The organism is Streptomyces sp. NPDC036764 (assembly GCF_055609385.1).
On the sequence record NZ_JBVJPT010000005.1, the window covers coordinates 447,352 to 465,607 of the forward strand.

The 18,256-nt window shown below is 72.8% G+C and carries 12 protein-coding genes and 1 pseudogene; 9 read left to right on the forward strand and 4 right to left on the reverse strand.

Annotation, left to right across the window (positions count from 1 at the left end; translation table 11 throughout):
* Positions 1 to 64 precede the first annotated feature (64 nt).
* Complete coding sequence (locus ACZ69Q_RS22710) at positions 65 to 970, forward strand: LysR family transcriptional regulator (protein ID WP_471044639.1); 906 nt, start codon at positions 65 to 67, stop codon at positions 968 to 970.
* A 159-nt stretch (positions 971 to 1,129) separates the two neighbouring features.
* On the opposite strand, the gene ACZ69Q_RS22715 is transcribed toward ACZ69Q_RS22710, so the two are convergent.
* Positions 1,130 to 3,400, reverse strand: a complete 2,271-nt coding sequence (locus tag ACZ69Q_RS22715) for a DEAD/DEAH box helicase (protein WP_471044642.1) — start codon at positions 3,398 to 3,400, stop codon at positions 1,130 to 1,132.
* Between the two features lie 349 nt (positions 3,401 to 3,749).
* On the opposite strand from ACZ69Q_RS22715, the gene ACZ69Q_RS22720 reads away from it, so the two are divergent.
* The 7 genes from ACZ69Q_RS22720 (at position 3,750) to ACZ69Q_RS22750 (ending at position 16,222) form a co-directional block, all read left to right on the forward strand.
* Positions 3,750 to 7,427, forward strand: a complete 3,678-nt coding sequence (locus ACZ69Q_RS22720) for a WGR and DUF4132 domain-containing protein (protein ID WP_471044645.1) — start codon at positions 3,750 to 3,752, stop codon at positions 7,425 to 7,427.
* A complete protein-coding gene (locus tag ACZ69Q_RS22725) occupies positions 7,424 to 8,524 on the forward strand; it encodes an ATP-binding protein (RefSeq protein WP_471044648.1) in 1,101 nt (366 codons plus the stop codon). The genes ACZ69Q_RS22720 and ACZ69Q_RS22725 overlap by 4 nt, the downstream gene beginning before the upstream one ends.
* Positions 8,524 to 10,884 (forward strand): DUF5682 family protein, encoded by a 2,361-nt coding sequence (locus ACZ69Q_RS22730; protein ID WP_471044650.1) that lies wholly within the window; start codon positions 8,524 to 8,526, stop codon positions 10,882 to 10,884. The genes ACZ69Q_RS22725 and ACZ69Q_RS22730 overlap by 1 nt, the downstream gene beginning before the upstream one ends.
* Positions 10,885 to 10,901: 17 nt before the next feature.
* Positions 10,902 to 12,104, forward strand: a complete 1,203-nt coding sequence (locus tag ACZ69Q_RS22735) for a VWA domain-containing protein (protein ID WP_471044653.1) — start codon at positions 10,902 to 10,904, stop codon at positions 12,102 to 12,104.
* The gene (locus tag ACZ69Q_RS22740; RefSeq protein ID WP_471044656.1) at positions 12,101 to 14,368 is read left to right on the forward strand and encodes a hypothetical protein; all 2,268 of its coding nucleotides are present in this window, start codon (positions 12,101 to 12,103) and stop codon (positions 14,366 to 14,368) included. Before ACZ69Q_RS22735 ends, ACZ69Q_RS22740 begins: the two co-directional genes overlap by 4 nt.
* A gap of 158 nt (positions 14,369 to 14,526) precedes the next feature.
* The gene (locus tag ACZ69Q_RS22745; RefSeq protein ID WP_471044658.1) at positions 14,527 to 15,393 is read left to right on the forward strand and encodes a hypothetical protein; all 867 of its coding nucleotides are present in this window, start codon (positions 14,527 to 14,529) and stop codon (positions 15,391 to 15,393) included.
* Between the two features lie 70 nt (positions 15,394 to 15,463).
* Positions 15,464 to 16,222 carry a hypothetical protein gene (locus ACZ69Q_RS22750; RefSeq protein WP_471044660.1) on the forward strand — a complete coding sequence of 253 codons (759 nt, stop codon included), beginning with the start codon at positions 15,464 to 15,466 and terminating at the stop codon, positions 16,220 to 16,222.
* Between the two features lie 335 nt (positions 16,223 to 16,557).
* On the opposite strand, the gene ACZ69Q_RS22755 is transcribed toward ACZ69Q_RS22750, so the two are convergent.
* Genes ACZ69Q_RS22755 through ACZ69Q_RS22765 form a run of 3 tightly spaced genes read right to left on the reverse strand, consistent with a single transcriptional unit; the run spans position 16,558 to position 17,416 of the window.
* Positions 16,558 to 16,749 carry a hypothetical protein gene (locus ACZ69Q_RS22755; protein ID WP_471044663.1) on the reverse strand — a complete coding sequence of 64 codons (192 nt, stop codon included), beginning with the start codon at positions 16,747 to 16,749 and terminating at the stop codon, positions 16,558 to 16,560.
* The gene (locus ACZ69Q_RS22760) at positions 16,746 to 17,060 is read right to left on the reverse strand and encodes a transposase (protein WP_471044665.1); all 315 of its coding nucleotides are present in this window, start codon (positions 17,058 to 17,060) and stop codon (positions 16,746 to 16,748) included. Before ACZ69Q_RS22760 ends, ACZ69Q_RS22755 begins: the two co-directional genes overlap by 4 nt.
* 59 nt (positions 17,061 to 17,119) lie before the next feature.
* Positions 17,120 to 17,416 carry a hypothetical protein gene (locus ACZ69Q_RS22765; protein WP_471044668.1) on the reverse strand — a complete coding sequence of 99 codons (297 nt, stop codon included), beginning with the start codon at positions 17,414 to 17,416 and terminating at the stop codon, positions 17,120 to 17,122.
* A gap of 299 nt (positions 17,417 to 17,715) precedes the next feature.
* Here ACZ69Q_RS22765 and ACZ69Q_RS22770 point away from each other — a divergent pair.
* Positions 17,716 to 18,164: pseudogene (locus ACZ69Q_RS22770) on the forward strand (transposase); the annotation flags it as partial.
* Positions 18,165 to 18,256: the final 92 nt, after the last annotated feature.

Here is an 18,256-nt window from a genome sequence, read left to right on the forward strand (position 1 = left end):
GCACGGACCAGCCTGCTTGCGAATGAGGTTGCCCGTCCAAGACCCACACTGATAACCGATGGTTATGGCGATGGACGTTCATGTACGGGACCTGCGGTACTTCGTGGCGGTGGCCGAGGAACTGCATTTCACCCGCGCGGCCGAGCGGCTGTACGTGTCGCAGCCCGCGCTCAGCAAGCAGGTGCGCGCGCTGGAGCGGCACCTGGGCGTGGAGCTGTTGCGCCGCGATCCGCAGGGCGTGACGCTCACCGCGGCGGGCGCGGCGCTGCTGCCGCACGCCCGGCGGGTGCTGGAGGCCTGGTCGGAGGGGTCGGCGGCGCTGGAGGCCGCCCGTGCCGCGGCGCGCGGCACGCTGGTCGTGGGCATGAGCACCAGCCCCGGCCGGGGCGGCCTGCTGCCCGCGATCCGCTCCCGTTTCACGGCCGCCCACCCGGAGACCGTCCTGCGGCTGCGGCAGGTGAGCTGGGAGGACCCCACCGCCGGGCTGGCCGACGGCGACGCCGACATCGCCTTCGTCTGGCTGCCGCTGCCGGACGCCGGCCGCTACGGCTGGACGGTGGTCGCGGAGGAGCCCCGGCTGGTCGCGCTCCCGCAGACCCACCGCCTCGCCTCCCGCCCGGAGATCGACTTCGCGGACCTGCTGGACGAGCCCTTCCTCGCCCTGCCGGCCGGCGCCGGGCCGTTGCGCGACTACTGGCTCGCCCTGGAGGAACGCGGAGGGCGTCCGCCGCGCATCGGGGCGGAGATCGCCGGTACCGAGGAGACGTACGAGGCACTGGTCGCGGGGCTGGGGGTGTGCCTGGTGGCCACGGGCAACGCTCCGCTGATCACCCTGGGCGGGGTGGTGACGCGTCCGGTGCGGGGGCTCGCGCCGAGCCGGTACGCGCTCGCGTGGCGACGGGAGGACGCCCGGCGGCCTTTGGTACGGGCGTACGCGGAGGCTTGTCGACGGGTGGCGGGAGGGGTGTGAGCCGTACGGACGTGAGCCGTACGGACGTGAGCCGTACGGACGTGAGCCGTACGGACGTATGCGGAGGCTTGCCGGCGGGTGGCCGCAGGGCCGTGAGCCGTACGACCGTATGCGGTACGGACGTATGCGGCACGGACGTGTGCGGCAGGGCGTTCTCGGTCATGCTCGTTCCGTCGCGGGCGTGGCCGGTGTGGTGGCCAGCCGTGCCTGTTCCTCCTCGACGATGCGGCGGGCCAGGGTGATGTCCGAGATGTCGACGGCGTCCGGGGTCGCCTCGGCGACCGCGCTGCGGCGGGCGTAGGCGTCGAACAGGCGGGACTTGTTCTCCAGCAGCCGCACCAGCCGTTCGTCAACTCCGCCCGTGCAGAGCAGGCGGTGCACCTGGACCGAGCGGACCTGGCCCATGCGGTGGGCGCGGGCGACCGCCTGGTGTTCGACGGTGGGCTTGAGCTGTGGCTCGCAGAGGATCACGACGGAGGCGGCCTGCATGTTGAGGCCCACGCCGCCGGCCTCGATCTGCGCGAGCAGGACCGCGTGGCCGGGCGCGGCCGCGAAATCGTCGACGAGCTGCTGCCGGCGGGCGGGCGGCACGCTGCCGGAGATCGGGCCGAACACCTGCCGCCCGCCCCTCGACAGCGGCCCGTCGCCGTTCGGGCCGTGCCGCGGAGCCGGTGCCGCTTCCCGGGCCGGCTCGTCGCCGTCCGTCGCGCCTGCCGGAACCGTGCCGTCCGCGAGGGCCTTCTGTGTCACCCCCAGGACGTCGCGGAAGGCCGAGAACACCACGACCTTCAGGCCGTTCTCGGCGGCCTCGGCGGCGATCTCGCACAGCCGGTCCAGCTTCGCCGAGCGCGCCGGACGCGCGTACGCCGCCCTGCGCATGGCCATGAAGTTGCCGGCGCGGACCGCCTCGCGGTAGGCCTCCTCGTCCTGCGCGCTGGGTTCCTCCCACTCGTCCGTGTGCTGGAGCGCGGGGAGTTCGGTGAGGACGTCCTGCTGGTTGCGGCGCAGATAGACCGGGGCGACCGCCTTGCGGAACGCCTTGGAGCCGGCCACGCCGTCGTGCTCGTCGACGCTCTCGGCCAGCTCGGGCTTCAGGATCCGCACCAGGCTGCGGAACTCCTCGACGCGGTTCTCCATGGGCGTTCCGGTCAGGAACAGCACCCGGTCGCAGTGCTGCGCCCACTCGGAGACGACCATCGAGCGGCGGGTGCGGGGGTTCTTCACGTAGTGCGCCTCGTCGACGACGAGCATGCCCAACTCGCCGCCGGGCACCGGGAAACCGCGCAGGGCGTCGAAGGTGGTGACGGCGACGCCGCCCCGCTCCTTCCAGTCGGCGAACGCCTCCTGCCGGTCGGGGCCGTGCAGCGGCGTCACCCGCAGTGCGCTGCGCTTCTCGATCTCCCGGGTCCAGTTGATGAGCACGCTGGCCGGGCAGACGACCAGGAAGTGGCTCCGTCCCTCGCCCGCGAGGTGCGCGAGCGCGGCGATGGCCTGGATGGTCTTGCCGAGCCCCATCTCGTCGCCGAGGATCACCCGGCGCTGGGCGAGCGCGAAGCGGGTGCCGAAGGCCTGGTAGCCGCGCAGGGAGACCCGGCGGTGCGTGTCGTCGAGCGTCTGGGTCCTGACCCGCTCGGCCACCTCGTCCGGCAGAAAGCCCTCGGCCGCCGCCGGGTCGGGGGCGCGGCCCGAGAGCTCGGCCAGCAGACCGTAGTACTCGGCGGAACGGAGCTCGTAGTCGACCAGCGCGGCCACGTCGGACTCCGGGCGGCGCAGCAGGTCGACCGAGGCCTGGGCGAGCCGCTGCGGCACCTCGTCCCGGTCGGCCTGCTCGGTGAGGGCGCGGACCTCGGCCAGGGCCGTCAACGCGCGCTCCCGTCCGGCCCGGCCCGCGAGCAGCATGCGCAGCCGCCCGGACGTCGGTGCCGCGTCGGCCAGCGGCGGCCCGAGCCGCTCGGTGAGCGTGCCGGCCGTGTCGACGGCCCTGCGTGCCTCCGGTCCCGCCTCCACCAGGACGTTGAGCGCGACGACCAGTGCGGTGATCCGGGGCTCCGGCCGGTCCACGTCGATGTGCACGGCGATTGTCTCGCGTACGGCGTCCGCGATCCGCCGGGCGGCGGCCACCGTCTGGTCGGCCGTCTGCTGTCCGACGCCGGGCAGTTGCCGCAGCCGGTACGGACCGGCGTCCAGGACCTGTCCGACTGTGCGGAACCCGCCCTTCTCCACCTCGCCCAGCCGCAGCCTGCCCTCGGTGAGGTCCTTCAGCCGGGCGACCGGAATGGCGTCCAGCTCGCTGCGGGCCAGGTCGTCATGGATCGGTTCCAGGGCGGTACGTACGGCCTCGACGGCGCGCGCGTGATCGTCGACGACGGCCCGCGCCGCCTCGAACAGCCGCCTGCCCCTGGCCACCGCCTCCCGCTCGCTCCGCCCCATCGCGCCCCGCCCCTCTCGCCCCTCCCACCGCGTCCCCGCATCCTGCCACCCCGGGCACGACCGGCGTCGACCGCCGGTTCGCCCCGACTGTCACCAACCGGCCGAGCCGCGCCTGCGGTCCGCCGTCGTCTGCCGGCCTTCGGCTTACCGGCTCCGGCCTACGTGCATCAGCCGCTCGGCCGGGTCCCTTGGTTCTCCCCCTCGTTGCCCATGCCTCGATCATGGCACCGGCCACTGACAGTGACGGTGGAACGAGCGGCCGGGGGCGGCATTGTCAGTGGCCCCCTCTACTGTTGCGGCCAGTTGATCGAGCGATCACCGGCCGGGGGGTCGGCGAAGGGGAGGGACCGTGCGGCGCTGGGAGTTTGTCGGGGACGGGTCGGCGAAGTTCTGGGAGGCGGAGGCCGAGGGCGCCACCGTCACCGTGCGCTACGGACGGGTCGGAGCCGAGGGTCGTACGCAGGTGAAGGAACTGGGCTCGGCCGAGGCCGCCGAACTCCATCTGGCGAAGGTGATCGCGGAGAAGGAACGCAAGGGGTATCGGGAGGTTTCGGCCGAGGTCGAGGTGCCGATCGGCGGCGCGGTCCCGGCCTCTGCCTCTGCCTCCACCCCCGCCTCTGCCTCTGCCTCTGCCTCTGCCTCTGCCTCTGCCTCTGTCGAGGATTCGGCGCAGGCTGTGGAGTCGGCGCCGGCCTCGCCGGACGAGGTCGTCCTGCCGGACGAGGAGACCTTCGAAGTGCCGGCCGCCTGGCGGCGGTTGGTCCATCCGAGGCGGGGCGGGATCAGGCGTGGCGCCGTCGCGCCGCGCAAGGACGCCGAGGAGCTGGTGGCCGGTCGGCTGAAGGAGGAGGCGGACTGGATCGAGCAGATGCTCTCCTCTCCGAAAAGCGACTCCCGGATCGTCGATGCGGCCCGCGCGCATCTGAGCGGGAGCCCCAGCCCGCTCGGCGCGGCCGCCCTGGCCGCGCTGACCGTCCACTACCAACTCCCCAGCGGGGTCTTCGTGGACACCTGGGTCCAGGACCACGGCCTGGCCTTCGCCGCTCGTGCGGTCGTGGAGTACTTCGACATCGAGGCCTACTGGCAGCAGTACGGCATGAACCGGCAGGATCCCCGGCTGCGCTTCCGGCCCGTCGGCGGCTATGTCGACGGCCAGTGGGCGCGCCCCCACTTCGCGGACCGGATGCGAGCCCTGCTCGCCGCGGCCGACGAGGACTCGTACGGGGCGGCCGTCGCCGCGCTCGCACGGTGCCGGGACGCGGAGCGTCGTCGCATCGTCGTGTCCTATCTGGTGCCCAGCGAGCGGGAGTGGGTCGCCGAGTGCTGCACGGGCGAGGTCGTGGACGACCCGCTGCTCCGGGAGATGCTGCTGTGCTCGATCGATTCCCCGGACCGGCTCGGCCACTTCGGCAGCAAGCTGCATCTGCACTGGGGCGGCTGGTCGATGGCGTTCGTCGCCACGCTCGCCGAGGGCACCGGCACCGCGTTCGCGCCGTTTCTGGAGGAGGGTCTTGACGTCGCGTACGGCTCCGACCGGACCAAGGCCCTCGCCGGTGCCCTGGTCGAGCTGCCCTCGGACGACGCCTTCGGCATCCTTCTCGCCCGCGTCGAGGACAAGCACGTCCGTCCGCATCTGCTGGAGGCGATGCGGCGCTACCCGGTCCGCGCCCTGCGCCTGCTGGGCAAGGCGGCCCTCGGCTCCGCCAAGTACGCGTCGATGGCGGAGCAGTTGCTGGCCGCGCACGTCCACACGCACCGGAAGCTGACGGCCGCCGTACTGCCCGACCTGCCCGCCGCCGTGGCCGACCTCGTCGAACCGAAACTCACCAAGGGTGACCTGGTGGCCGACGCTCCGACGGAGGCGCTGCCCGCGCTGCTGGTCAGCCCGCCGTGGGCGAAGAAGCGTACGGCCCGCAAGGCGCGCGTGGCGGACGGGACGCCGGTCGTCCCGGAGCCCCGGGTCTCCTGGCTGCCGGGTGAGCGGGAGGAGTGGGCCGGCACCAAGTCCTGGTACGCCGAGTGGCGCAAGGAGTACACCTGGGCCAAGGAGATCGAAATCCTCCAGCGGGGCGAGCAGTTGAAGGACGTCCGGGACGTCCGGCTGTTCGTCGACGGGCCCGAGGACGTCGTACGACCGCTGCTGGCCGGCTGTGCCCCCACGGACTACTGGGACGGCGAGTCCGCTCTCAAGCCGGTCGCGGCCAAGCACGAGGTGCACGCCCTGCCGTTGCTGCTGCACGCCGCCGCCCGGCATCCCTCCACCCTGGGGGCGCCTGTCCTGCCCTATCTGAGTGTCGAGGTCGCCGCGCTGGTGTGCGACTGGCTCGCCCGCCTGAAGTCGGCCGACGCGACGGCCCGCGCCTGGCTGGTGCGGCACGGTCTGGCCGCCGTCCCGTTCCTCGTCCCGCACGCGGTGGGCAAGCCCGGCACCGTGCGCCGGGGCGCCGAGCAGGCGCTGCGGTTGGTGGCGGACGCCAAGGGCGGCGAGGCGGTGCTGAAGGCCGTCGCCGAGTGCGGGCCGGAGGCCGCGGTCATCGTCGAGGAGCTGCTGGCCGCCGATCCGCTGGAGAGCGCACTGCCGGCACGTATGCCGGCCGTCGGCGCCTGGGCCGACCCCGCGCTGCTGCCGCAGATCCTGCTGACGGAGGGCGGCGCGCTGCCCGCCGACGCGGTGCGAAACGCCCTCACCCTGCTGGCGCTGTCCAGGCCCGGCGAGGTCTACCCCGGCCTCGACGTCCTGACCGGGCACTGCCGCGCCGACTCCCTCGCCGCCTTCGCCTGGGGCCTGTTCGAGCAGTGGCGGCTCGCCGGGATGCCCCCGAAGGAGAGCTGGGCGCTGCACGCGCTGGGCTGGCTCGGGGACGACGAGACGGTACGCCGGCTCACGCCCGTGCTGCGCGCGTGGCCCGGCGAGGGGGCGCACCACCGAGCCGTGGAGGGGCTGAACGTCCTCGCGACCATCGGCACCGACGTGGCGCTGCTGCATCTGCACGGCATCGCCCAGCGCGTGCCGTTCAAGGCCCTGAAGGTCCGCGCCCAGGAGAAGATCGCCGAGGTCGCCGAAGGGCTGGGCCTGACCGCCGAGCAGCTCGGCGACCGGCTCGTCCCCGACTTCGGGCTCGACGCGGACGGCAGCACGGTCATCGACTACGGCACCCGGCAGTTCACGGTCGGTTTCGACGAGCAGTTGCGCCCGTACGTGCGCGACGCCGACGGCAAGCCCCGCAAGGCCCTGCCCGCGCCCGCCGCGAAGGACGACCCCGAGCTGGCGCCGGCCGAGCGCAAGCGGTTCGCCGCGCTGAAGAAGGACGTCCGCACGGTCGCCGCCGATCAGGTGCGGCGGCTTGAGGCGGCGATGGTCGGGCAGCGCTCGTGGACGGCCGCGGAGTTCAAGGAGCTGTTCGTGGCGCATCCGCTGCTGTGGCACCTGGTGCGGCGGCTGGTCTGGCTCAGCGAGGCGGACGGCGAGGTGACGGCGTTCCGGGTGGCGGAGGACCGTACGTTCGCCGACGTCGGAGACGATGAGATGGCGCTGCCCGAGGACGCGAGTGTCCGCCTGGCGCATCCGCTGCACCTGGGTGAGGACCTCGGCGCCTGGTCGGAGCTGTTCGCGGACTACGAGATCCTGCAGCCCTTCCCGCAGTTGGGCCGCTCCGTGCACGCGCTCACCGAGGAGGAGGCCGCGAGCCACCGGCTGGCCCGCTTCGAGCAGGCGACGGTGCCGGTCGGCAAGCTGCTCGGGCTCACCAAGCGCGGCTGGGAGCGGGGCGAGCCGCAGGACGCGGGCGTGGAGCGCTGGTTCTCCCGGCGGATAGACGACCGCCGGTACCTGGTGATCGAACTCGATCCGGGTATCGCGGTCGGCATGGTCGAGGAGCTCGGCGACCAGGTCTTCGAGGCCGTCTGGCTCGACGACAGCCCCGGCGACCACTATCCGCGGCGTGACTACCCGCTGCGCTTCGCCGGGCTCGACCCGGTCATCGCCTCCGAGATCCTGGCCGACCTGACCGAGGTGACCTCGAAGTGACCGCACCCGTGACGTCCCAGGCCGCCGACGAGCAGCTCCAGCGGCCGCCCGCCGAGGTCCGCTACGCCGACGAACTCGCCGCCCTGCGCGCGGCCGACGGCGATCCGCGCCCGCCGGGCTGGCAGCTCAGCCTGCGTGCCGCGCGCCGCTTCATCGTCGGCGACGAACGGGCCGGTGTCAGCCGCAAATTCGTCGGCAACGTCTCCCTGGTGGAGCGGGCGCTGGTCACCCTGGCCACCAACCGGGGCCTGATGCTCGTGGGGGAGCCGGGTACGGCGAAGTCGCTGCTGTCCGAGCTGATCGCGGCGGCCGTCAGCGGCACCTCCTCGCTCACCGTGCAGGGCGGCGCGGCCACCACCGAGGACCAGATCAAGTACTCCTGGAACTACGCCCTGCTGGTCTCCGAGGGCCCCTCGCCCCGCTCGCTGGTCCCCGCGCCCATGCTGCGGGGCATGGCCGAGGGGCGGATCGTGCGCTTCGAGGAGATCACCCGCTGTCCGCTGGAGGTGCAGGACTGCCTGCTGTCGCTGCTGTCCGACCGGGTCATCGCGATCCCCGAGCTGGACGGACCGCAGGGCATGGTCTTCGCCCGCCAGGGCTTCAACGTGATCGCCACCGCCAACACCCGCGACCGGGGCGTCAACGAGATGAGCGCCGCGCTCAAGCGCCGCTTCAACTTCGAGACTGTCTTCCCCATCCCCGACTTCGACACCGAGCTGGCCCTCGTCGAGGCCGAGGCCGCCGCGCTGCTGCTTCAGTCCGGGGTGGAGGCGGCGCCGCGCCGGGATGTGCTGGAGGTGCTGGTGGGCACCTTCCGCGAGCTGCGCGGCACAGCCGGGCGCGGCGAGCGGATGTCGACGGTGATGAGCACCGCCGAGGCCGTGTCCGTCGCGCACGCGGTGGGGGTGCGCGGCTGGTTCCTGCGCGGTGAGGCGGGCAGCGCGGCCGACGTCGTGGCGAGCCTCGCGGGCACGGCCGCGAAGGACAGCCCGGAGGACCTGGCCCGGCTGCGGCGGTTCCTGGAGCAGGACGTGCCGCGCCGCAAGGGCGGCCAGTGGCAGGCCCTGCACGACGCACGGCATCTGCTGGCGGACTGATGCCGGGCACCTCAACGGCCGTCGACGTGCCGCCGCCCGCCACCGGCACGGCCGTCTTCCTCGGCGTACGGCACCACTCGCCCTCCTGCGCGCGGCTGGTCGGCCGGGCGATCGAGAAGCTGCGGCCCGCGTACGTCCTGGTGGAGGGCCCGGCCGACATGAACGACCGGCTCGGCGAGCTGCTGCTCGAACACCGGCTGCCGGTCGCCGTGTTCAGCCACTACCGGGACGACACGCGCGTCGCGACCTCGTGGGCGCCGCTGTGCGAGTACTCCCCGGAGTGGATCGCGCTGCGGGACGGCCGTGCCGCGGGCGCCGAGGTCCGCTTCATCGACCTGCCGTCCTGGCACCCGGCGTTCGCCGAACGCGCCGACCGGCAGACCAACCGCTACGCCGACGCCGAGGCGAGATACGCGGAGGCGACGCAGCGACTGTGCGCGCACTTCGCCGTGGACTCGGTGGACGCGCTGTGGGACGGGCTGTTCGAGATCGCGGACTCGGACGACCCCGATGCGCTACAGGCCCGCCTGGACGCCTACTTCGAGCTGGTGCGCGGTGACGCCGAGGCCGACACCGGCGACCGGGCACGCGAGGAGTACATGGCGTCCTGGGTACGGGCCGCCGTGGCGCACGCCGGGGAGCGGCCCGTGCTGGTGGTGACCGGGGGATTTCATCAGCCGGCGCTGCGCGCGCTGACGTACCGGCGAGACGGCGGCTGCGGCTGGCCGGAGGTCCCGGCACCGCCCGAGGGCGCGCTCGGCGGCAGCTTTCTCGTGCCGTACTCCTTCCGGCAGTTGGACGCCTTCGCCGGCTACCAGTCCGGGATGCCCTCGCCGGGCTACTACCAGCAGTTGTGGGAGGCCGGGCCGCGGGCCGCGGCGCAGGGGCTGCTGCGTTCCGTCGCCGAGCGGCTGCGGGGCCGCGGGATCGCGGTGTCCACGGCCGATCTCATCGCCGCGCGCGGCCTGGCGCAGGGGCTGGCGCTGATGCGCGGGCACGCGCACGAGACCAGGGTGGACGTCCTGGACGGTCTCGCCGGGGCGCTGATCAGCGACGATCTGGATCAGCCGCTGCCCTGGACCGGCAGGGGCACGCTCGGTGCCGGCACGCATCCCGTCGTCGTGGAGATGGTCGCCGCCTGTGCCGGTGAGCACGAGGGCCGGCTGCACCCCGGCACTCCCCTGCCCCCGCTCGTGCACGACGTGGCCGCGCAACTCGCCGGTCTGGGGCTGGCCGACCCCGCCCCGGACGGACCGTTCACCGTCGACCTCACCGCCGCGGCCGGTCTGACGCGCAGCCAGGTCCTGCACCGTCTGCGTGTGCTGGGCATCCCCGGTTTCACCCGGGTCTCCGGCCCGGCCGACGGCGCTGACCCGCTGTTCACCGAGCGCTGGGAGCCCGGCCGGGCCGGCGGGCGCGAGGCGGCGCTCATCGAGGCGGGGGCGTACGGGGCGCGGCTGGACGAGGCCGCCTCGGTGGTGCTCGGTGAGCGGGCGCGCGCGGCGGGCACCGAGGCCGGGCCGCTGGCGGGGCTGCTGTTCGACGCGGTGCTGTGCGGCGTCGGGCCGCTCTGCGACGAACTGCTGCAGACCCTCGCGGCCCAGGTCGGCCAGGTCCCGGAACTCGGCCCGCTCGGCGAGGTGCTGACCGCGGCACTGGGGCTGTGGCGTCATGACCGGGTGTTCGGTGTGGCCCGCGGCAAGCTGCTGGGCAGTGTCGTCGCGGGCGCCGCCGACCGGGTGTTCTGGCTGGCGGAAGGGTTGCACGGCGGTCCCGGCGTGGACTTCGCCCGGCTGCGCGCCCTGACCGCCGCGCGGGACGCGCTGCTGCACGCGCCGGAGTTGCTGTCCGTCACCCGCGAGGCAGCCGCCGAGGCCGCCGCCCGCATCGGCCGGGACCGGCGCGCGCCCGCCGATCTGCGCGGCGCCGCCGTCGGCCTGCGCTGGGCGCTGGGCGTGCCCGACGATCCGGCGACGGCCGTACAGGCCCTCGCGTCCACCGCCGCCGACACCCTCGGCGACTGGCTCGCCGGCCTCTTCGCGCTGGCCCGCGAGGAGGTCACGACCGGTGCGACGGCCGACGGGGAGCCGCTGATCGACGTACTGGACGGCATCGTCTCCGCGATGACCGAGGACGACTTCCTCGCCGGCCTGCCCGCACTGCGCCAGGCCTTCGCCTTCTTCCCGCCCCGCGAACGCGAGCACATCGCGCAGCGTCTGCTCGAACGACGCGGCAAGCAGGGCTCGGCCCGCTCCCTGCTGCGCACGACCGCCGATCCGTTGCTGCTGGCCCGCGCCCGGGCTCTGGAGGAGAACGTGGCCCGACTGCTCGACCGACACGGCCTGGGGGCGGCGCGATGAATCCCGAGGCCCCCGAAGTGACCGAGACACCTCAGACGCCCAACACCTCCGACAAGACCCCGGCCCCCACCCCGGACCCCGCGCTCGAACGCTGGCGCCTCATCCTCGGCTCCCCCGCCGAGCGCTGCACCGGCCCGCTCTCCTCCTCGGCCGCCGCCCGTGACGCCGCGCTCGACTGGCTCTACGGCCGTGACGAGGACCTGCGCCGCCGCGGTGTGCGCCGCGGCGGGTCGGCCGACTCCCGCGAGGGCGGCAGCGGCCCCTCGCAGCTCACCGCCGTCGACTGGCTCGACGACATCCACCGGCTGTTCCCCAAGGAAACGGTGGAGCGGCTGGAGCGGGACGCCGTCGAGCAGTACGGGATCGACGAGATCGTCACCGACCCGGACGTCCTCGCCCGCGTCGAACCCAGCCAGACCCTCCTGCGTGCCGTCCTGCGCACCAAGCATCTGATGAGCCCTCAGGTGCTGGCGGCGGCACGGCGGATCGTCGAGACCGTCGTACGGCAGCTCATGGAGCGACTGCGTCCGGAGGTCCGCCGTGCCTTCACCGGCTCGCGCTCCCGGCGGCCCAGCCTGCTGCCGCTGGCCCGCGACTTCGACTTCCGGACCACCATCCGCGCCAACCTCGCCCACTACCAGCCCGCGGAGCGCCGCATCCTCATCCAGCGCCCGCACTTCCACTCGCGCACCCGCCGCCACCTGGAGCAGTGGCAACTCGTGCTGCTGGTGGACCAGTCGGGCTCGATGGCCGGCTCGGTGATCCACTCCGCCGTCACCGCCGCCTGCCTCTGGAGCCTGCCCGGCCTCAAGACCCACCTGGTGGCCTTCGACACCGAGGTGGTCGACCTGACCTCCGAAGTGACCGACCCCGTGGAGCTGTTGATGGGTGTCCAGCTCGGCGGCGGCACCGACATCGCCCGTGCCGTCGACTACGGCGCCTCGCTGGTCGAGAACCCCAGACGCACGATCGTCGCCCTGGTCTCCGACTTCTACGAGGGCGGCGACCCGTTCCGCCTGGTGCGGACCGTGCGACAACTGGTCGAGCAGGGCACGACGGTGCTGTGTCTGGCCGCGCTCGACGAGGCCGCCGATCCCGTCTACGACCGGGAGCTGGCGGGACGGCTGGCCCAGGTCGGCGCCCCGGTGGGGGCGATGACGCCGGGCGGGCTCGCCGAGTTCGTCGCGGAGAAGGTGGGACGGGGAGGGCAGGGACGATGACCGTTCGCGCCGATCTACTGGCCCTGACGCCCCGGACGCTGGCCTCCCTCGCCAACAAGGGCCTGGTCAAGCGCGCCGAGAAGGACCTGGCGGCGGGATCGGGCCCGGAGGTGACCGTCGCCGACGACGGCACCGTACGCGGCCGCTTCCCCGACGGGACGGACACGGCCCTCCCACCGGGCCGCGCCCTGGACGTGGCGGACTGCGCCTGCGGGGCGCCGGGCGTGTGCCGGCACCGCATCGGACTGGTCCTCGCCTACCAACGGAGCGCCGCTGCGGGGCAGGACGCCGGGCCGAGCGCTGAACGGGACGCCGGGCAGGGCGCCGGGCCGAGCGCTGAGCGGGACGCCGGGCAGGACGCCGGGCCGAGCGCTGGGCGGGACGCCGGGCAGGTCTCCGGTGCCGAGGGCACGGTGACCACCGAAGGCACGCCGAACGACGAGGGCACAGCCACCGGCGAGGGCCCGCCCACCGCCGAAGGCACCCCGGCAGCCGCGGGCAGCACCCCCGCCCACTGGTCACCCGCCGAGTTCGACGACGACGCCCTTGCCGCCGCGCTGGGCGCCCCGGCCCTGGCCTCGGCCCGCCGGATCAGGGACCGCGGCTACCTCGCCAGGCTGCACCGCCCCACCCCCGACGACCCGGAGCCCCGGGTCGAACTGCCCACCTGCACGGTCCGTTTCCCGGTCCCGCACGAGCTGGGCTACGCGCTCACCGACGCGTCGGCCGCGCTGCGCGGAGAGGTCGTGGCGCTGGCGGTGTGGGCGTTCCGGGCGGCGGACGAGGAGCGGACGGGACCGGCGCACGACGCCCCGCCGGCCACCGAGGTGAGCGTCGGCGGCCGTACCACTACCTCCGAGCGCGCCGACGAGGCCCTGCGCACCGCCCTCACCCTCGCCGACGACCTCCTCCTGGAGGGCGTACAGCAGGCCGGTCCGGTGTTCGCCGGGTCCCTCGCCCGGGCCCGGGAGGCGCTGACCGCCGCCTCGCTGCACTGGCCCGCCGGGGCGGTGGCCGAGCTGCGGGAGCAGATCGACGCGTACGCCGCGCGCGGCACGCACTACGAGGCGGAGCGGTTCGCCGTACTGCTGGCCGAGCTCCACGCCCGCCACCGCGCCGCCGCGCACGACCCGGTCGGGGTGCTGGGCACAAAGGAGGCGCCGGAGACTGCGCTGCGCCGGGTGCGGCTGGTGGCGCTCGGCTGCCGGATCGGCGGCACGGCGGGCGACCGCAGCGCCGAGACGTACTTCGCGCACGCCGAGGCCGGGATCGCGCTGGTCCTGCGCAAGCGCTGGGATCTGCCGCAGGGCCAGTCCCCGACCGGGCACGAGCTGTCCGCCCGCCGGCTGCTCGGCTCCCCGCTGCGCACTCTCGCCACGGCGAACGTCGTCAGCGAGCACACCTCACGCGCCGCCGACCGGACCGTCGCCATCTCCCGGGGCCGTATCGCCGCCACCACCGTCACCCCGCTCGGCTCCGCCTGGCGGGACCTGCCCGCCGGCCTGCTGGTGCGGGACACCGCCGCCCATCTGCGGACGGCGGGCGAGAGGCCGCCCCGGCTGATCCGTCCGCGCGTCGCGGCGGATTCGGTGCGGGTGGTGGAGGTGGCCGCCGTGGAGACGGTCGGCTACGACCCCGCGGCGCAGCGCCTGGAGGCGGTCGTACGGGACCCGGCGGGCAACGACGTCCTCGTCAGCGCCGCGTACAACCCGCTGTGCCCGGGTGGCCTGGACGCGCTCGCCGCAGCGCTCGGCGAGACGGAGGCGGAGGTGCACTGCGTCAGCGGCATGCTGCACCGCGCTCACGGCCGCATCGTCCTGGACCCGCTGGCCGTGCTGACCTCCCAGGGCGTCACCGTCCCCGACCTGGCCCCGGGCGACGGCGACAGCACGCTCACCATGGCCGCGCCCCACCGTGCCGACCCCGTCACCACGGCTCTCGCCTCGGGCCTCACCGCCCTCGCCCAGGCGGCCCACCAGGGCCTGCGCCACCTGACCACCCCGGCCCGCACCCGTCTCACCGACAGCGCCGCGGCCCTTCAGCGGACCGGTCTGCACACCGCCGCCCGCCTCGTCCGCACCCTGGAGGCGACCCTCCGGCGCGAGGGGGCGACGGCGGCCGTGCGGGCGTGGGTGGACGCGCAGATCCACCTGACGGTGAGCCTGGAACTGCACGAGGCAGGAGCCGACGAGGCGCGCTCCCCCGATGCTCCCGTCCCGCATGTCCAGCCACCTGCTGTACGTCCCGTTCCCTCATCGGCATGAGGAAACCCCTGGCGTACGGCTCCCTGCCGTACGCTCTGGGGCCGGCACGGGACCGTGCCCCTACGCCGGAACGACGGCGAATCGGCAACCGCACGCGGCAGTTCGTCACCCGAGGGGTGACCCTGGAAGGAGCCGTGTGTCAGAACGGAGGGACGAAAATGCCCGATGCCCCGTCGGCCGAAGTGGTGCCGACCGATGCCCTGAAGGGTCTGCGGATCGGCGTCTCGGTCGCGACGAGTGCGGACCTGGACCGGCTGGGCCTGGACGAGACCCGGTTCCGCACGCTCCTCGGTGAACTCGCGCGACTCGTCGTCTCGGCGGGCGGCGAGCTGGCGTACGGCGGAAATCTGGGCCAGGGCGGCTACACGCGCTTCCTGATCGAGCAGTTGCGGGAGCACGCCCCGTCGTCCCGCCCCCTGCTGAACACCCTCGCCTGGACCGAGCACCGCAAGCTGCCGCTGTCCGAACTCGCCGGCCAGCGTGAGCGGTTCGGGCGCTGGGCCGAGATCGTCTGCCTGAGCGTCGACGGCGAGCCGGTCGATCCCGCCGAAGGCCGGGGCGAGGACCCCCTACCCGACTCCGGCCCCGAGACGGCTCGTCGCGCGCTCACCGGCATGCGCCGCTATCTCGTGCGCCATGTGGACGCGCACCTGTTCCTCGGCGGCAGGCGCGGCGGCTTCCTGGGGACTCTGCCGGGGCTCGTGGAGGAGGCACTGCTGGCGTTGGAGGCGAACCTGCCCGTCTATCCGGCGGCCGGCTACGGCGGAGTCAGCGCCGACATCGCCAAGGCACTGGGCGTCGCCGGCGCACCGGAGGTCCCCCGGCCGTCGGATGCCACACCCCCGGACCCTCGCCTGCGCGACGGCCTCGACCGGCTACGGCGGCTCACCACCGCACCGGACTGGACGGGCCTGCGCAACGGCCTGACCGCCGAGGAGAACGAGCAGCTCGCCGGCTCCCGGTCTCCCCGGGAGATCGCCGACCTGGCCATCCGCGGTCTGGGGCGACTGCGCCGGAGCACCTGACCAGGTAGGTTCCCCACCAGTACGGATGAACTGTCCGTGGCGCGCGACGAGTTGGGGAAGGGGCGCGAAGGTGACGGTACGTGGGAGGTGGACCGTCGCTGCGGCGGTACGCACGGCCGGGCGGGCGGTGCTGGCCGCGGCGGTGGGCGGCGTCGTCGGTGTCGCCGCGTACTCCATCAGCCAGACGGGGGGCCAACTGCTCTCGGTCGTGGTCGGCGGCGTGGTCGGCATCGCCCTGGTACTCGGCGCCGACGTCTACCGCAAGTCGGTCCAACTGACCGAGGTGCGGCTCATCCTCCCGGGCAGCGAGATGACGTTCAGGACGAACACGGACATGCGCCAGGCGGCACTGCGCCTGTTCTTCCAGGCCGCGACGCGGGTGGCGACCCGTCCGCTGGAGGACGGAAGCGGCAATCTGCGCGAGACCCTGACGTCTCTCAAGACGCTGTTCGACATGTACCGCGAGCCCCTGGAGTCCGAGGGCTCCCCACCTCCGCCCACCGAGGGCGATTCCGTCCATGAACTCGTCCTGGACATCCTCAACTTCGAGCTCGCACCGTTCCTCGCCACCTGGCACCCCCGGCTGCGCGCCTTCGAGGAGGCACACCCCGACGAGGACGAGACGGCCTGGCCCGACAACGCGGAGTTCCGCCGGGCCCTGCGCGAACTCCAGCACAATCTGCGCCCGTACATCATCGGCCTCGGCGAGATCGCGGGCCTCCGCGACCCCGAACGACACCTCCGCAGATCCGCCTGGCACACCGCCCAGCACACCGACGGCATCCCCGAACAGACCCTGCCGACCTCAGCGATGAACCCGCCCGACTAGGACTCGGGCGTCGCACGCACCGCCCAGGAGACGAGACAGCGCCTGCTGGAGGCGGCAGGCCGGGGGGTGATCCCAGCAGGCCTGACTGCCGGACTCGTCTTGCGCGGTAGGGCAAGGGACCACATCGTGACGGCCGAAGGGCTGGGTCTCCAGCCACTTGACCGACCCGACAAAGTGCACTTGCGCTGCCAACCGCTTCCAGTACTGCCCGTGAGTGCGAAGCCTCGGGGAACTCGCCCAGCAAAGACAGCTCGCCGGTCACCAACAGAGGCGAGAGGGGATTGGCGACCGATGCCTGCAAGGCCTTACGGCCCATACCCGGCCACCGCTCGTAGCTACGGCTGGCGTGGTTGGAGGCCAAAGCCTCGAACTTCGAGCCGTCGACGGCAAGCGCCGCCAGCCTCGACCAGGCCAGCCTCGGCGCAGAGGTCGAGCACGTGGCTGCAGAAGTCAGCGAGGGCCTCCTGGTGGCGGACCCGGAAGCGGGCGATCGTCGCGTGGTCGGGGGCCTGGTCTGCGCAGATCACCCGGAAGGCGATGTTCTCGCGCAGCGACGCTCGATCCCGCGCGCACTTCGCTCGCCGACACGGTAGGAGTAGCGAGCAGGGTGAGCATCAGGAGTAGCGAGCAGGGTGAGCATCGTCTTCAGCTCGTGGGCGGCCCGGCCGTGCCCGTCGGAGCGACAGGCGCCGTAGAAGGGCTCGAGGTGGAGCTGCTCGATCGCCTTGATCACGGAACAGGCGAGGTGGTCCTCGGGCAGCCAGTCACTCAGGTCAGGGGACTGTAGGGCCGGCAGCAGCGGTTGGTCTCGATCGTATGTGAGGAAGTTCTGTGGCATGCCCCGATGGTCCAAAACGGCCCGGACGGCAGGGGTTTGCGCGACAGCCCCCTTGAGAATCAGATACCAGAGTTGTCGACAAACCCCACGATATCGAGATATTCGATTTCGGGCGGGACGCCATAAATCCCCGCCACCTTGTCGACGAGCTCCTCCGTGAAGAAGGCACGGGCTTTGTCCTCGTCATCCCACACGTAGAAGTTCCTTGCCTGAACGCCGTCTTCGTCGAGCATGAAGCTCTTGAAGCGAAGGCCAGCCATGCCTTCGAACGGCCCTCGGAGTTCGCCGGCAACCTTTGCGAGAGTTGAACGATCGAACTTATCGGTCTGCGTGAAAGTCACGAGCACGCCGATCATCGGGCCTCCTATCGCTTGGGTGAGCAACGGTCGATCAAGTGATACCAGAGGCGGATCCTAGTGCACGCGGCCGGAAATTCTGGCCGTTAGGCCGCGAGTCGGACGTGCGACCAGCGGTCGGCGATGCAGACCAGGAGCGGGTCGGGCTTTGCGCGCGTGAACACCCGTCGGGCGGGTGGGCGATTTGGCGCATAATTCCGACCAATACTTGCGGCCGCGCCTACTGAGCACGTATTGAGTCGTGATCAATCTGTGGGATTTATCCTCGCTCCGAGGTCCGATTCGGTAGATCATCTTGCGTGACGCGAGTGCAACTGACAGACGACGAGTGGGAGTTCATTGGGCCATACCTGCCGATTGGCGAGTATGGCCCCTACCCCGAGCGGCTGCGCCAGCAGTTCGAGGGCGTGATCTGGCGGTTCAAGACGGGCGGGCAGTGGCGGGAGATGCCGCAGGAGTTCGGCGCCTGGCAGACCATCTCCAATCGCTTCCGGCAATGGCGTGACGCCAGCGTGTTCGAGGCCCTGCCGGAGGGCCTGATCGCGGAAGCCGCGAAACGGGGCATGGTGGAACTTCCTACTCGTCCCTCGGCAACCGCACCCACCTGCGCAGACGCCGCATCAAGGCAGTCATCCCGGACAAGAGGGACCAGGCCGCCAACCGGAAGAACAAGGGCTCCAAGGGCGGCCGACCCGTCAGCCACGACGCAGAGCTCTACAAGGAACGGAACACCGTCGAGCGCCTGATTAAGTCGTCATTTCAGTTGGCGAGTCTGCGGTGGCATATGAGGGTCGCAGCTATGGCGGTGAAGGCGAGGAAGTGTTCGGGCTTGCGCTCGTA

What these genes read in the sequence shown, in the direction of transcription:
- ACZ69Q_RS22710 (WP_471044639.1), top strand. Translation starts at nt 65, where the DNA reads ATGGCGATGGACGTTCATGTACGGGACCTGCGGTACTTCGTGGCGGTG.
- ACZ69Q_RS22715 (WP_471044642.1), bottom strand. Translation starts at nt 3,400, where the DNA reads ATGGGGCGGAGCGAGCGGGAGGCGGTGGCCAGGGGCAGGCGGCTGTTC.
- ACZ69Q_RS22730 (WP_471044650.1), top strand. Translation starts at nt 8,524, where the DNA reads ATGCCGGGCACCTCAACGGCCGTCGACGTGCCGCCGCCCGCCACCGGC.
- ACZ69Q_RS22740 (WP_471044656.1), top strand. Translation starts at nt 12,101, where the DNA reads ATGACCGTTCGCGCCGATCTACTGGCCCTGACGCCCCGGACGCTGGCC.
- ACZ69Q_RS22745 (WP_471044658.1), top strand. Translation starts at nt 14,527, where the DNA reads ATGCCCGATGCCCCGTCGGCCGAAGTGGTGCCGACCGATGCCCTGAAG.
- ACZ69Q_RS22760 (WP_471044665.1), bottom strand. Translation starts at nt 17,060, where the DNA reads ATGCCACAGAACTTCCTCACATACGATCGAGACCAACCGCTGCTGCCG.
- ACZ69Q_RS22765 (WP_471044668.1), bottom strand. Translation starts at nt 17,416, where the DNA reads ATGATCGGCGTGCTCGTGACTTTCACGCAGACCGATAAGTTCGATCGT.